The organism is Pseudomonas benzenivorans, assembly GCF_024397895.1.
GTDB classification, from domain to species: Bacteria; Pseudomonadota; Gammaproteobacteria; order Pseudomonadales; family Pseudomonadaceae; genus Aquipseudomonas; species Aquipseudomonas benzenivorans_A.
Genome location: NZ_CP073346.1, coordinates 820,137 through 832,884, shown reverse-complemented (window position 1 = coordinate 832,884; position 12,748 = coordinate 820,137). Strand labels below are relative to the sequence as shown.

The window sequence follows — 12,748 nt, the reverse complement described above, 5'->3', positions numbered from 1 at the left end:
TCGTGGTTTGAAACTGCCACGGGCTCAGTCGAGGTAGTGGGCCTGGATATCGCTGGCGCTCATTGGTCGTCCGGTCAGGTAACCCTGGATCAGCTGGCAGTTGCGCTCTCGCAGGTAGCGCAACTGGGCCTCGGTCTCGATGCCCTCGGCCACCAGGACCAAGTCGAGGGAATGGCCCAGGGCGATGATGGCATCGACGATGCTGTGTGCCCGCGTGGCGTCGGTGATATCCATGACGAAGGCCCGGTCGATCTTCAGGATGTCGATGGGAAAGGTCTTGAGCATGCTCAATGACGAGTAGCCGGTGCCGAAGTCGTCGATGGCGATCTTCACGCCCCGTTCCCGCATGCGCTGCAGGGTCGCCAGCACATGCTGCTGTTCGATCAGCACGCTCTCGGTGATCTCCAGTTCGATGGCGCTGGGCGCCACGTGCATGCGCTCGAGCAGGCGGAACAGGCGTTGCTCGATGTTGCGTTGGTTGAACTGGTGCGCCGAGACGTTGACGGCGATGGGAATCTCCCCGTGGCCATCGAGCTGCCAGCGGCGGCTCTGCTGGCAGGCTTTCTCCAGCACCAGATCGCCCAGGGGCAGGATCAGCCCGGTGTCCTCGGCCAGGGGAATGAACTCGGCAGGGGAGATGGCGCCCAGTTCCGGGTCCTGCCAGCGTGCCAGGGCCTCCACGCCCATGAGCCTGCCGCTGATTGCCGACACCTTGGGCTGATACAGCAGTTCCAGCTCGCCATGGCTGATCGCCCGCCGTAGCGCGGCCTCCAGGTACAGGGCGCGTTGGCTTTGCTGTTCGAGCTCCGGCGAATACAGCAGGGTTTCCCGGCTTCGCAGCTGGCTGGCCTTGTGCGCGGCCAGCCCGCTCATGTTGAACAGTTGCTCGACGTTGCCTTGACCGGCGCCCTGGATCGCGGCGCCGGAGTAGAGGGGCAGACGGAACTCGTACTTGTCGACCTGGATTGGCTGCTCGAAGGCAGCGCCGACGCGCGCCATCACGCGCTTGAGTTCCAGGTGGCCCACCGCGTCATTGAGCAGGACATGGAAGTCCGCGTCAGAGGTGCGGGCAATGAACGGCAGGCGCTTGGGGCGGTGCTCGCCGTACTGCTGGCTGCCATCAAGAGCGGCCAGCAGCTGGTCGGCGATGGTCTTCATGAGCCGGTCGGCAATCTTGGCGCCGACGTTGTTCCTGATCCCGGGGTAGCTGTCGAAACTCAGCTGCAGCAGGCACAGGGCATTGTCCATGGTCGCGTCGAGGTGACGTTGGGCGACTTGCAGGAAGCAGGCGCGATTGGGCAGGCCGGTGAGGCTGTCGATCAGCGAAAGACGCTCGATATGGCGCTGCTGGCGGGCTTGGTTGGTGGTGTCGCGCAGCATGCAGATCACGTCATTGCTGCCGCTGGCGGCGAAGCGCACTTCGAACACGCTGTCATCGCTTCCATTGAGCTGCAGGGGCAGGGTGTCGCCTTCCAGGGCCATTTGCAACGCCTGGCAGGGGTCGAACTGGGCGACGCCGGCGAATACCTCGTGAATCGGTCTGCCCAGGCGCAAGCGTCCATTGAGCAGCTGGGGCATGCGCTCGGGAATTTTGGCCGCCTGCAGGATGCCGCCCGCGTCAAAGCGCAAGATGCAGTCCGGAATGGCATGCAACAGCGCGGCCTGGCTGGCGCGCTCCTGTTCCAGGGCGGCCTGGTCGCGTTGTGCCTGGACGATATGGCGCAGGCGCTTGGCCAGTACCCGGGCGCTCAATGGCTTGGTCACATAATCGGTGGCCCCGGCTTCGGTCGCCCGGTTGATCGAGTCCAGATCCTCCATGCCGGTGAGCATCACCACGGGTGTTTGTCGCTGCGCCGGCAGCTGCTTGAATTTCTTGCAGGCGGTGAAACCGTCCATGCCGGGCATGCGCACGTCCATCAGCACGATGTCGAAGGTCCGCTGCTGTCCCAGCGCCAGGGCTTGGGCCCCGTCGCATGCCTCGGTGATCTCCAGGCCCTCGTGGGTCAAGGACAGCTGCATGTGCATGCGGATGAGTTCATCGTCGTCGACCACCAGGACGCAGAGGCGCTCTTCGGACTCACACTCCTGTTCGAGCAGTGTCGTCAGTTCGTTCACTTCGTCCATGACCGTCTCCCGTGGCTGGATCTATTGCCTGAGTACTCAGCTAGAAACGTGCCAGAGTCCCCCTGGACGCCGTATGCGAAGGCCGCATACGCCTTGGCCGCCTGCCTACGAGGCTAGTAGGTGCCTTACGCGTTGCAAAATGAATCTTTGCTGGGTGTTTTTTTGCAATTTGCAAAGCAATATGCGACTAACTCATGGGAACGCGCCTGGATTGGCGCCGTGGTGTCTGTTTTCGAATCTGGTCCCTAAATTGCTTTCTACTTTTTGCCAGGCGCATTTTGCGCAATGGCGATAGGACCCAGGCAGCCTGAGTCCGCTCAACGTCCCGACAACCCGGGTTGTGTTGGGTCCAGCCCCTGGCCCGAGCCAACCCTTGCGACAGAGAGGCAGAACTCATGACGCTACTGAAACTAATGGACGAGGCCGTGCTCACGCGTCTGGCGGGCGAAACGTCGGACGCCATGCTCGAGCGCATGATCGGCCTGTTTGTCAGCGAGGCTCAGCGCCGCATGGATACGATCAACCTGAAGTTGGCCAGCATGGATTGTCACGGCGTCGAAGACGAGGCCCATACCCTCAAGAGCAACGCGGCCACCTTCGGCGCCAGTCAGCTTTCGGCCCTGGCCCGGGAAATCGAGTCGGCCTGCAAGCGCATGGACAGGCAGCGCGTTGTGGACCTGATGCCCGAGATCAATCAGATATTGCGCGATACGCTGGAGGCTTACCGCCAGCGCTTCAATATTCCCCAGCCGGCTTGATGGAGAAGGCGAATGCGCGAGCGTGTAGGAAACACCTCAATTTTGCTGGTCGAGGACAGCCTGCCTCTGGCCACTCTGTACCAGCAGTACCTGGAGGCGCAGGGGCATCAGGTGGTGCTGGCGGCCGACGGCCAGCAGGCACTGCAGGCGCTGGAGAGCCAACGCTTTCACCTGGTGCTGCTGGACCTCAGCCTGCCGGATATGCACGGTTTCGACGTACTGCGGCACATCAAGCAGCAGGCCATCGACGTCTCGGTGGTGGTGGTCACGGCCAATGATTCGGCCGAGGTGGCCATGGATGCCGTGCACCTGGGCGCCGTGGACTTCCTGACCAAACCGATCGACGCCAGCCGCCTGCTGGTCACCGTCAACAACGTGCTCAAGCAGCACCACCTGGCCGATCTGCTCGACAGCTATCAGCAGCGCTATGAACGCGACGGTTTCGAGGACTTGATTGGCGCCTCCCCGGTGATGCAGGGGGTCTACCGGGTCATCGAGAGCGCGGCGAGCAGCCGCGCCAGCATTTTCATCACCGGCGAGAGCGGCACCGGCAAGGAACTGTGCGCCGAAGCCATTCACCGGCGCAGCGATCGCAGCGACAAGCCGTTGATCACCATCAACTGTGCGGCCATTCCGCGCGACCTGATGGAGAGCGAGATCTTCGGGCACATGAAGGGCGCTTTCACCGGCGCCCATGCCGAGCGCGACGGCGCGGCGACCCTGGCCGACGGTGGCACCCTGTTCCTCGACGAGCTCTGTGAAATGGACCTCGATCTGCAGAGCAAGCTGCTGCGCTTCATCCAGTCCGGCACCTTTCAGAAGGTCGGTTCGAGCGTCAGCCAGCAGGTCGATATCCGTTTCGTCTGCGCGACCAACCGTGACCCCCTGGACGAGGTGCGTGCCGGGCGCTTTCGCGAGGACCTCTACTATCGCCTGCATGTGATTCCGCTGCGCCTGCCGCCACTGCGCGAACGCGGCGGCGACTGCCTGCAGATCGCCCGCAAGCTGCTGCAGGACATCAGCGCCCGCGAAGGCAAGGCGTTCGAAGGGTTCGCCAGGGACGTGGAGGCGATCATGCAGGCCTACCCGTGGCCGGGCAATGTGCGGGAGCTGGAAAACGTCATCATGAACATGGTGGTGCTGGGGGAGGGCACGGAGATTACCCAGGCCATGTTGCCGGAGTCGCTGCACCGGATCCTGCCAGCTGCTCCGCCCAGCGCCTCTGGACCGGAGCCGGAGCGCGCAGGCTCAGCGAGCGGCGCTTCATTCGACCGCAGGCAGGCTGACTCCGAGATCCGGCCCCTGTGGCTGGAGGAAAAACGCATCATCGAGCGTGCCATTGCCCTGTGCGGCGGTAATCTGCCCAAGGCAGCGGCGCTGCTGGAGGTCAGTGCCTCGACCCTGTATCGCAAGCGCCAGGCCTGGGAGAAATCCCCGGTCGAGGACGCGCCCGTCTAAGTCAGGCAATTTGCATTGCAAATTGCGAAGCAAATTGGGAATAGGTGCGGCTGGGTAGCAATAGCCGACCGCACCGCGCCGGCTGGGGACTCGCCCATGGCCGAGGCGGATCTCAGTATAAAAATCAACTGAAGCAGTGACTTGGGACGTATTAAGGGGCCCGGGCCGGCGCCTCGCCGCGAACGCCTGTTCATCGGCATCTGATCCTGCTCCTGCGTCGCACGCTGGCCCGCATCTTGCGATGGTCTACCCGAGAGAAAGGAGACCAAGCTCATGACCGAAGATAGCTCCCAGGCGTCAGCCAACTTGCCTGCCGGTGTAAAGCGTCGGCGCTGGTGGCAGCAGTGGACGGTGGCCGCCCTGTTGGCGGTGCTGTTCGGCGGCGGCAACCTGGTTGCCCTGAATGCTTACTACGACGAGGATTTCCGCGCCAATCATCTGGCTCAGCAACAGGCCGTGTTGCAGCAGCTGTCCATCGTGCGCGCCCAGCTCGAGTCGTATCTCAACGGCGACCTCTATCAGGTCAAGGGGCTGATCGGTTTGCCGATGGCCAATCAGGAAATCGACGAGCAGCTGTTCAGTCGTATCGCCTCGGAGCTGGCCGGCGACGATCTGCGGATCAAGAGCCTGCAACTGGCACCCGATGGGATCGTCACCCACGTCTGGCCCTATGAGCAGAACAAGGGTGCCATCGGTCACGACCTGCTGGCCGATCCGCAGCGGCGCCTGGCTGCCAGCCGCGCCATCGAGACCCGCCAGCTCTGGGTGGCGGGTCCGGTCAACCTGATTCAGGGCGGCACGGCGATCATCGGTCGCTATCCGATCTTCGTCGATGATCCTCTGCGCGGCGGCGAACGTTTCTGGGGGTTCGCCACCGTACTGATCGACTGGAATTCGGTGGTGCTGCGGGCCCAGCAGGCCGCGGGCGATGCCAGCGCCATCGAGATCGCCATCCGCGGCAAGGACGGCCTCGGCGCCCAGGGCGAACAGCTCTATGGCAAGTCGGAGGTGTTCGCCGACTCGCCGATCACCATGGATGTGGTCTTGCCGGGCGGTGTCTGGCAGCTGGCCGGGGTGCCCGCGCGGGGCTGGATCACCGCGGCCGGGTACAAGGCAGGGCCGCGTATGTTCGCCTTCGCCCTGGCGATCCTCCTGGCGGGCGGGCTCTACGCGCTCTTGCGCCTGCCGGTGCGCTTGCGTCGCATGGTGGAGGAGGCCACCGACAGCCTGCGCCAGAGCGAGAATCGCCTGGTCGATGCCATCGAGGCGATCCCGGATGCCTTTGCCATCTTCGATGCCAGCGATCGCCTGGTGCTGTGCAACGCCAACTTCCGCCGCGTCTACCAGCGCACGGAGCCGGCTATCCAGCCCGGCACCACGGCGCGGCGGTTGATCGAATACGGCATCGAGCATGGTCAGTATGGGGACGGCGATGGCGACCAGGCCCTGTCCGAGCTGCTCAAGACCAAGCTGGAGCTGCACGGCAAGGCGGAATCCCATTACGAGGAGCACCTGAGCGACGGCCGGGTGCTGCGGGTCATCCAGCGACGCATGCGCGACGGCGGTCTGGCGGGCATCCGGGTCGACATCAGCGACCTCAAGAACAAGGAGCGCGAGCTCACCGACGCCAAGCGCCAGGCCGACGCATCCAACGAGGCGAAGAACACCTTCCTGGCCACGGTCAGCCACGAGCTGCGGACGCCGCTCAACGTGGTCATCGGTGTGCTGACGGCGCTGCAGTCGTCCGACACCCTGGAAGCGCTGGAGCGGGAGCGGGTCACGGTGGCCAATCGTTCCGGCAAGCACCTGCTGGCGCTGGTCAACGAGATCCTCGATCTTTCGCGGGTCGAGTCCGGCAAGCTGGAGCTGCAGCGTTGCGCCTTCGACTTCGCCGAGCTGATCAAGCCGGTGCTGGACTTTGCCCGCACGGGTTGCGAACAGAAGGGCCTGACCTTTGTCTACGACGAGGGCGTCGGCGTGCCGGTGCACTGTCGGGGCGACAGCGTGCGGGTCCGCCAGGTGCTGTTCAACCTGCTGTCCAACGCCATCAAGTTCACCCCCTCGGGGACAGTGCAACTGGCGGTCGAAGCCCGCACCCAGGCCGATGGCCGACTGGCGCTGTGGTTCTGCGTGGATGACACGGGGCCGGGGGTGGCGGAGAACATGAAGCCGCTGCTGTACAAGGCGTTCGCCCAGGGCGATGCGTCGCTGGTGCGCCAGCACGGTGGCGCCGGCCTGGGGCTCGCGCTGTCCAAGCGCCTGGCCCTGATGATGGGCGGGGATATCGAAGCCGCCGACTCGCCGCTCGGCGGCGCGCGCTTCACCCTGAGCCTGGTGCTCGAGTCAGGCGCCAGCGAGCGTGACCTGCCGGCAAGCGGCAGCCAGCGCATTGCCACGCTCAGCCCGCGGCGCGTGCTGACGGTCGACGACTCGCCGACCAACCAGCTGGTCATCGATTGCCTGCTCGATGGCACGGGCTATGAACTGCACTATGTCGATGGCGGCGAACAAGCCATCGAGCGGGTCCAGGAGCAAGACTTCGACCTGATCCTGATGGATATCTCGATGCCGGGAATGGATGGCGTCGAGGCGACCCGGCGGATTCGCCAACTGCTTGGCGAGGCCTGCCCGGTGGTGGTGGCGGTGACGGCGCATTCCATGGCCGGTGACCGCGAGCGCTACCTGGCAACGGGTATGGATGGCTTTATCACCAAGCCGATCGACAAACAGGAGCTGATCCGCACGATTGAGGCCGCCGGGCGCTGATGCCGGCTTTGGCTGGGGGACGGGCTGGTCGGGCTCAACCGTGAACCTGCATGCGGCTGGAGATGCAGGCGATCATCGGCGGTGGCCTTATGGCAAACTGCGCGGCCGAGGAGATGCCGATGCCACGCCCCCATTGCCCCCGCTGCAGTCGCCCGCTTGAACGCTGCCTATGCGCATTGATCCCGCGACTCGACAGCCGTACCCGCGTGCTGATTCTGCAGCACCCCAGCGAAGTCAGGCACGCGCTGAACACGGCGCGTCTGGCCGCGCTGGGCCTGTGCAATGCCGAGTTGCGGGTGGGCGAGCGGTTCGACGACTTGCCTGCGCTGCTCGCCCAGCCGGGCTACCGGGCCTGCCTGCTGTTCCCCGGGGAGGCTGCCCAACCCCTGGCGCAGCTTGCGGCCGAGAACGGGGATTCAGCGTTGCTGCTGGTGGTGCCCGACGGCACCTGGCGCAAGGCGCGCAAGCTGCTGCACCTGAACCCGCAGCTGGCGGCGCTGCCAAGAGTGACCTTGCCCGAGGGCCTCCACTCGCGCTATCGCCTGCGCAAGGCGCCGATGCCCGGGGCCTTGTCGACCATCGAGGCTGTGGTCCACGCGCTGGATATTGTCGAGGCGCCGGCCCGTTTCGACGCTTTGCTCAGGCCGTTCGAGGCGCTGATCGAGGGGCAGATCGCGGCCATGGGCGAGGAGACCTTCAGGCGCAATCACCAGCGCGATTGAGGTGTTAAGACGCCGCCAGCGCGCTCGGCTTGCGGCCACCTCAGGCGCCGGCTGTGCTCATCCTGTAGAGCCTTATCCATGGGCGGGTCGTCCTTAGCGCGGCCTGATGCGTTCGACCCGCAGGCTGCCGTCATTCAGCAGGCGCCCGCGCACCTGCACGTAATCGCCGGGTTGGGGGGCGTGCTCCAGGCGGGTCGCCGCATTGACCCTGAGCGCGAGTTCGTCGAGGTGCCAGTCGGCTTGCAGGGTGCCGTGCAGTCGCACCTTGGCGCCGACTGGCAGGGGCGGGCGATTGCCCTGGGCATCACGGGCGCCCTGGTTGATCCAGGCGACGATCAGGGCGATCGCCTGTTCATCCAGATAGGGCGGGCCGTCATGGGGCATGCGTGGTCGCGCCTGGCCCCTGATACGCCGCACCAGTTCGCTGGCCTCAGCTGCGCCCGGCACCACGCGGGCGCGCTCGTCAAAGGCCAGGGTCGCGGCATAGGAGGTCAGCACATAGCCCTCCGGCGCCGGGCCCATCAGCCCTTGTTCGGCATGGCACCTGGCGCAGTGCCCGAGCAGAATCCCCTGAACCTGGCGGTAGTCCACTGCGGTGTCGGCGTCGGCGGCCGCTGCGGCGGCATCCTCTGCCGCCACTTGCGACGGGGTGGCGGCCGCCAGCGTGAGCAGCAGGACGAGCGCCACCGTGCGGGTCGTTTGAGCGGACATGGCACCTGGCCTCGCGGGGACGCGGCGATACCCCAAGCCTAGTCGCAACGATGCCCGGCCTGCGCCCAGACGATGGGCGGAACGGCTTACGCCGGGCCGTCCGGCGTACTTCTCGGTTGGCGCGGCGGCTGGCGACGCAGCAGGGGAAAGGCGACCAGGGCAACACGCAGCCAGCGCCGCCAGTTGCCACGACGCACACCCAGGGTCGCCAGCAACAGGGCGCCGCCTGCCACCCAGAGCGGCGCATTGCTGTTGCGCAACTCTTCGCGCCAGTGCTGGCCGAAGTAGTGCGCCTGGCGTACGGGTTGCAGCAGCACCAGGGTCTCATGGCGCAGTTCCTGGCGATGCATTTCCAGGCGCAAACGCAGCATGGCCTTGCGCAGTTCGCTGCGCGAGGCCTTGGCGGGCAGTTCGGTCAGGCTCATGGCAGTAGTTGCTCGCGGTCGCGGGCCAGCTCTTCGAGGCTGGCGCTGAAGGGCGGTGGTGCGTTGTGCAGGCGGTGCAGCAGGCCGACCAGGCTGGCCAGCAGACCGAGGCCGTAGAACGCGCACAGGGCAATGATTACCCCTACGCGATGACTGTCCCAGAATCCGATGAGCAATGCCGCCGACAGGCCGATCAGCAGCAGAAGGCCGAAAACCAGGCTCAGTCCGGCCAGCACCAGCAGCTGCAGGCTGAGGCTTCGCTGCTCCTTGAGTTCTTCACCGAACAGGGCCAGATGACCATGCAGCAATCCCAGCAGGGCGGCGCCAAAGCGCCGCGGCGAGGGGCCGCGGCCGGGCGTGGTGGGTGGGGCGTCGTCCATCGTGTCTCTCATCAGCGGCGCGAGATCAGCATGCCGAGCAGCAGGCCGATGGCGGCGGCTATGCCGAGTGTCTGCCAGGGGTGGGTCTGTACATAGCCTTCGGTGGCCTCCACGGCCGCCTTGCCGCGTTCGCGCAGCGAGTCTTCGGCATCGTGCAGGGTGCTGCGGGCGCGCCCCAGGCTGGTGCGAATCTGTTCGCGCAGTTCCTCGGCTTGCTCGCCAGCCAGGCTGGCCGAGTGTTGCAGCAGCTTCTCGGTGTCGCGAACCAGGGCCTGGAACTCGTCGAGTAGCTCGTCTTGGCTGGATGAATTAGCGCTCTTGCGGGGCATGGGTCTCTCCGTTGACTGATGAGTGTAGGGGTTCGAGTGCTGTTGCGGGAGCAGGTTCCTCCTTTGTCGGCTGGATTGGCCAGTTGGTGCCGGAGTTTCAATTGCTGGTACAGCCTTTGCAATGTGTTGGTGCGCGCCCTCTGTTGGGTGCTCCTTTATGGAGCCGTCAAGCATTTGGCTGGGATGCCGGGGTGCATGGTTAAGTTATTAATTAATAAGAAATTAGCTCCTGCTTTTGGTTTGTGTGCGCGCCATTCTGGCGCCGCTCCGAACCGCTGTGACTGGAGTGGTTCGGTCGTTCTGCCTCTATATGGTGCGATCTGCACTGAGCTTGATCCAGTTTGGTGCTTTTTCCCTAACCTCGGAGTGTCCTTCGCTGATGGAAGACATCAATAGCGCCGTCGAAACCCTGATTCACGGCTCCAATACCCTGTTCATCCTGCTCGGTGCGGTGATGGTGCTGGCCATGCATGCCGGTTTCGCCTTCCTCGAAGTCGGCACCGTGCGGCAAAAGAACCAGGTCAATGCCTTGTCGAAGATCATCTCCGACTTCGCCGTCTCGGCCCTGGCCTACTTCTTTATCGGCTACTGGATTGCCTATGGGGTGACCTTCCTCGAGCCGGCCAGCGTGCTGACCCAGGAGAACGGCTATGCCCTGGTGAAGTTCTTCTTCCTGCTGACCTTCGCGGCGGCCATTCCGGCGATCATTTCCGGTGGCATTGCCGAGCGGGCCAGGTTCGGCCCGCAACTGTGCGCCACCGTATTGATCGTAGCCTTCGTTTATCCGTTCTTCGAGGGCATGATCTGGAACGGCAACTACGGCGTGCAGGCGTGGCTGGAAGGCGCGTTCGGCGCGAGCTTCCATGACTTCGCCGGTTCGGTGGTGGTGCACGCGGTCGGTGGCTGGCTGGCCTTCGGCGCGGTGGTGCTGCTGGGCCGTCGGGACGGGCGCTACCGGGACGGGCGCCTGGTCGCGTTCGCGCCGTCCAACATTCCCTTTCTGGCCCTGGGCTCTTGGATCCTGATCATCGGCTGGTTCGGCTTCAACGTGATGAGCGCGCAGACCCTGGGCAGCGTCAGCGGCCTGGTGGCGGTCAATTCCTTGATGGCGATGGTCGGCGGAACCGTGGCGGCCCTGCTGGTCGGTCGCAACGACCCCGGTTTCCTGCACAACGGTCCGCTGGCCGGCCTGGTGGCGGTATGCGCCGGTTCCGACCTGATGCATCCGATCGGTGCCCTGGTGACCGGCGCGATCGCCGGGGCGCTGTTTGTCTGGGCGTTCACCGCAACCCAGGTGAAGTGGAAGATCGACGACGTGCTGGGCGTCTGGCCCCTGCACGGTCTGTGCGGCGTATGGGGTGGGATCGCCTGTGGCATCTTCGGTCAGCAGGCGCTGGGTGGTCTGGGTGGCGTCAGCCTGGCCAGCCAGTTGATCGGTACCGCACTGGGCGTGCTGGTGGCCCTGGTTGGCGGATTCCTGGTCTACGGTCTGCTGAAGGCCCTGCTGGGCATCCGCCTGAGCCAGGAGGAGGAGTACTACGGCGCCGACCTGTCGGTGCACAAGATCGGTGCGGTCAACCAGGACTGATCATCCCTCTCGGCAAGTAAATAGCCCGGACAGTGTCCGGGCTTTTTTGTGCCTGGTCACGACCGGGCAGGATGCAACTACCTGGTCATGCCCACTGCCCGTCAAGGACGGGGTGGAGATCAGAGCAGCGGCAGGGTGTAGCTGACGATCAGGCGATTCTCGTCGATGTCGTTGGCGAAGTTGGAGCGCACTGCCGCGTTGCGCCAGCGCACGCCGAGGTTCTTCAGCGCACCTGCCTGGAACACGTACATCAGCTCGGTATCGCGCTCCCACTCCTTGCCCTCGGAGCGATTGGCACCCAGCTCGACGTTGTCACCGGTCAGGTAGCGGGTCATGAAGGTCAGGCCGGGAACGCCGATGGAGGCGAAGTTGAAGTCGTAGCGCGCCTGCCAGGACTTCTCGTCCTTGTTGGCGAAGTCGCTGATCTGCACATAGTTGACCAGGTACGGGTCGGTGCCGTTGACGTAGGCATAGCCGGTGTCGCCGCTCATCTTCTGGTAGCCCAGGCCGAAGCTGTGGCCTGCCAGGCTGTAGGTGACCATCGCATTCAGCGCCTTGTTGTCGACGTTGCTGCGCGAACCGTCGTCGGTGGAGCGGGTGTAGCGCAGGTCGGTCTTCAGGCTCTGCTTGTCGGCGATCGGCAGCACGTGCACCAGGTTGAAGGAGTTCTGCTTGTACAGGTCCTCCAGCTCGGAGTGGTAGTAGGCCGCGGTCAGGTCCTGACTGAGCTTGTAGCTGCCGCCGAGGAACTGGAAGGAATCGGTGGTGGTGCCACCGCTGGTGGTGATGCCGCGCCGGCCGCCGCTGGTGATGGCGATGTCCTCGAAGTCGCCGGAGTTGCGATGGTTGACTTCGCGCAGGTAGCCGCCGTCCAGGGTCAGCCCATCGATTTCCTGGGACAGCAGGTGGCCGCCCTGGAACACCTGCGGGGTCAGGCGGCTGTCGCTGGAGGCGATGGCCATGTTCTTGAACTGCATGCTGCCGACGCGCAGGGTGCTCTTGGAGGCCTTGACCTTGGCGGCGACGGCCAGGTCGGAGGAGTAGTCCTGGGAGCCGCCCGACGAGCGATCGGGAACCAGCAGGCCACTACCGGCGGTGCCGTCGCCGGAGTCCAGCTTGAAGCCGAGCATGCCGATGGCGTCGAGGCCGAAGCCCACGGTGCCTTCGGTATAGCCGGAGTCCAGGCGCAGGATGAAACCTTGCGCCCACTCTTCCTGCTTGGCCTGGCTCGGGGTCGGCCGGGAATCCTGGCGGAAATCCCGGTTGAAGTAGAAGTTGCGCGCTTCCAGGCTGGCCTTGCTGTCCTTGATGAACTCGGCCTGGGCCAGGGATGGCAGGGCCAGGCTGGTGCCCAATGCGGCAAATGCCACAGCGCGGGCAATAGGGGTCATGCTCATTGTTCTTCTTTCCTCGTTGTGGTGCGGGCCGGCAAATGGCCGGCCCAGTACGGCGCTGTGAAATAAACCATGGTCGTAAACGGATAGCTT

Annotated in this window: 11 protein-coding genes; 5 read left to right on the top strand and 6 right to left on the bottom strand. The window is 64.8% G+C overall.

Annotation, left to right across the window (positions count from 1 at the left end):
• Positions 1–24 precede the first annotated feature (24 nt).
• Positions 25–2,124: a putative bifunctional diguanylate cyclase/phosphodiesterase gene (locus KDW96_RS03820; RefSeq protein WP_255839098.1), complete on the bottom strand. Its 2,100-nt coding sequence runs from the start codon at positions 2,122–2,124 to the stop codon at positions 25–27.
• 395 nt (positions 2,125–2,519) lie between these two features.
• Here KDW96_RS03820 and KDW96_RS03815 point away from each other — a divergent pair, with 395 nt between their 5' ends.
• The 4 genes from KDW96_RS03815 to KDW96_RS03800 all read left to right on the top strand — a co-directional run bounded on the left by KDW96_RS03815 (position 2,520) and on the right by KDW96_RS03800 (position 7,828).
• Positions 2,520–2,882, top strand: coding sequence for an Hpt domain-containing protein (locus KDW96_RS03815; protein ID WP_255839097.1), 363 nt, complete (start codon positions 2,520–2,522; stop codon positions 2,880–2,882).
• A 12-nt stretch (positions 2,883–2,894) separates the two neighbouring features.
• On the top strand, positions 2,895–4,340 hold the full coding sequence (locus KDW96_RS03810) for a sigma-54-dependent transcriptional regulator (protein ID WP_255839096.1): 1,446 nt from the start codon (positions 2,895–2,897) through the stop codon (positions 4,338–4,340).
• Positions 4,341–4,613: 273 nt separating this feature from the next.
• On the top strand, positions 4,614–7,106 hold the full coding sequence (locus tag KDW96_RS03805; RefSeq protein ID WP_255839095.1) for a response regulator: 2,493 nt from the start codon (positions 4,614–4,616) through the stop codon (positions 7,104–7,106).
• Positions 7,107–7,225: 119 nt separating this feature from the next.
• Positions 7,226–7,828, top strand: coding sequence for a tRNA-uridine aminocarboxypropyltransferase (locus KDW96_RS03800; protein ID WP_255839094.1), 603 nt, complete (start codon positions 7,226–7,228; stop codon positions 7,826–7,828).
• A 93-nt stretch (positions 7,829–7,921) separates the two neighbouring features.
• Here the strand turns inward: KDW96_RS03800 and KDW96_RS03795 are convergent, their stop codons facing one another.
• From KDW96_RS03795 to KDW96_RS03780, 4 genes are all read right to left on the bottom strand, one after another.
• Positions 7,922–8,539 (bottom strand): DUF5666 domain-containing protein, encoded by a 618-nt coding sequence (locus KDW96_RS03795; protein ID WP_255839093.1) that lies wholly within the window; start codon positions 8,537–8,539, stop codon positions 7,922–7,924.
• A gap of 86 nt (positions 8,540–8,625) precedes the next feature.
• Positions 8,626–8,964 carry a hypothetical protein gene (locus KDW96_RS03790; RefSeq protein ID WP_255839092.1) on the bottom strand — a complete coding sequence of 113 codons (339 nt, stop codon included), beginning with the start codon at positions 8,962–8,964 and terminating at the stop codon, positions 8,626–8,628.
• The gene (locus KDW96_RS03785) at positions 8,961–9,344 is read right to left on the bottom strand and encodes a phage holin family protein (protein WP_255839091.1); all 384 of its coding nucleotides are present in this window, start codon (positions 9,342–9,344) and stop codon (positions 8,961–8,963) included. The genes KDW96_RS03790 and KDW96_RS03785 overlap by 4 nt, the downstream gene beginning before the upstream one ends.
• 11 nt (positions 9,345–9,355) lie before the next feature.
• Positions 9,356–9,673 carry an ElaB/YgaM/YqjD family protein gene (locus KDW96_RS03780; RefSeq protein ID WP_255839090.1) on the bottom strand — a complete coding sequence of 106 codons (318 nt, stop codon included), beginning with the start codon at positions 9,671–9,673 and terminating at the stop codon, positions 9,356–9,358.
• A 379-nt stretch (positions 9,674–10,052) separates the two neighbouring features.
• On the opposite strand from KDW96_RS03780, the gene KDW96_RS03775 reads away from it, so the two are divergent.
• Positions 10,053–11,261, top strand: a complete 1,209-nt coding sequence (locus tag KDW96_RS03775) for an ammonium transporter (RefSeq protein ID WP_255839089.1) — start codon at positions 10,053–10,055, stop codon at positions 11,259–11,261.
• Between the two features lie 119 nt (positions 11,262–11,380).
• On the opposite strand, the gene KDW96_RS03770 is transcribed toward KDW96_RS03775, so the two are convergent.
• Positions 11,381–12,658: an OprD family porin gene (locus KDW96_RS03770; RefSeq protein WP_255839087.1), complete on the bottom strand. Its 1,278-nt coding sequence runs from the start codon at positions 12,656–12,658 to the stop codon at positions 11,381–11,383.
• Positions 12,659–12,748: the final 90 nt, after the last annotated feature.

Excerpts from the sequence above, each read along its gene's own strand:
- KDW96_RS03820 (WP_255839098.1), bottom strand. The coding sequence starts at position 2,124 with ATGGACGAAGTGAACGAACTGACGACACTGCTCGAACAGGAGTGTGAG.
- KDW96_RS03815 (WP_255839097.1), top strand. The coding sequence starts at position 2,520 with ATGACGCTACTGAAACTAATGGACGAGGCCGTGCTCACGCGTCTGGCG.
- KDW96_RS03810 (WP_255839096.1), top strand. The coding sequence starts at position 2,895 with ATGCGCGAGCGTGTAGGAAACACCTCAATTTTGCTGGTCGAGGACAGC.
- KDW96_RS03805 (WP_255839095.1), top strand. The coding sequence starts at position 4,614 with ATGACCGAAGATAGCTCCCAGGCGTCAGCCAACTTGCCTGCCGGTGTA.
- KDW96_RS03800 (WP_255839094.1), top strand. The coding sequence starts at position 7,226 with ATGCCACGCCCCCATTGCCCCCGCTGCAGTCGCCCGCTTGAACGCTGC.
- KDW96_RS03795 (WP_255839093.1), bottom strand. The coding sequence starts at position 8,539 with ATGTCCGCTCAAACGACCCGCACGGTGGCGCTCGTCCTGCTGCTCACG.
- KDW96_RS03790 (WP_255839092.1), bottom strand. The coding sequence starts at position 8,964 with ATGAGCCTGACCGAACTGCCCGCCAAGGCCTCGCGCAGCGAACTGCGC.
- KDW96_RS03785 (WP_255839091.1), bottom strand. The coding sequence starts at position 9,344 with ATGGACGACGCCCCACCCACCACGCCCGGCCGCGGCCCCTCGCCGCGG.
- KDW96_RS03780 (WP_255839090.1), bottom strand. The coding sequence starts at position 9,673 with ATGCCCCGCAAGAGCGCTAATTCATCCAGCCAAGACGAGCTACTCGAC.
- KDW96_RS03775 (WP_255839089.1), top strand. The coding sequence starts at position 10,053 with ATGGAAGACATCAATAGCGCCGTCGAAACCCTGATTCACGGCTCCAAT.
- KDW96_RS03770 (WP_255839087.1), bottom strand. The coding sequence starts at position 12,658 with ATGAGCATGACCCCTATTGCCCGCGCTGTGGCATTTGCCGCATTGGGC.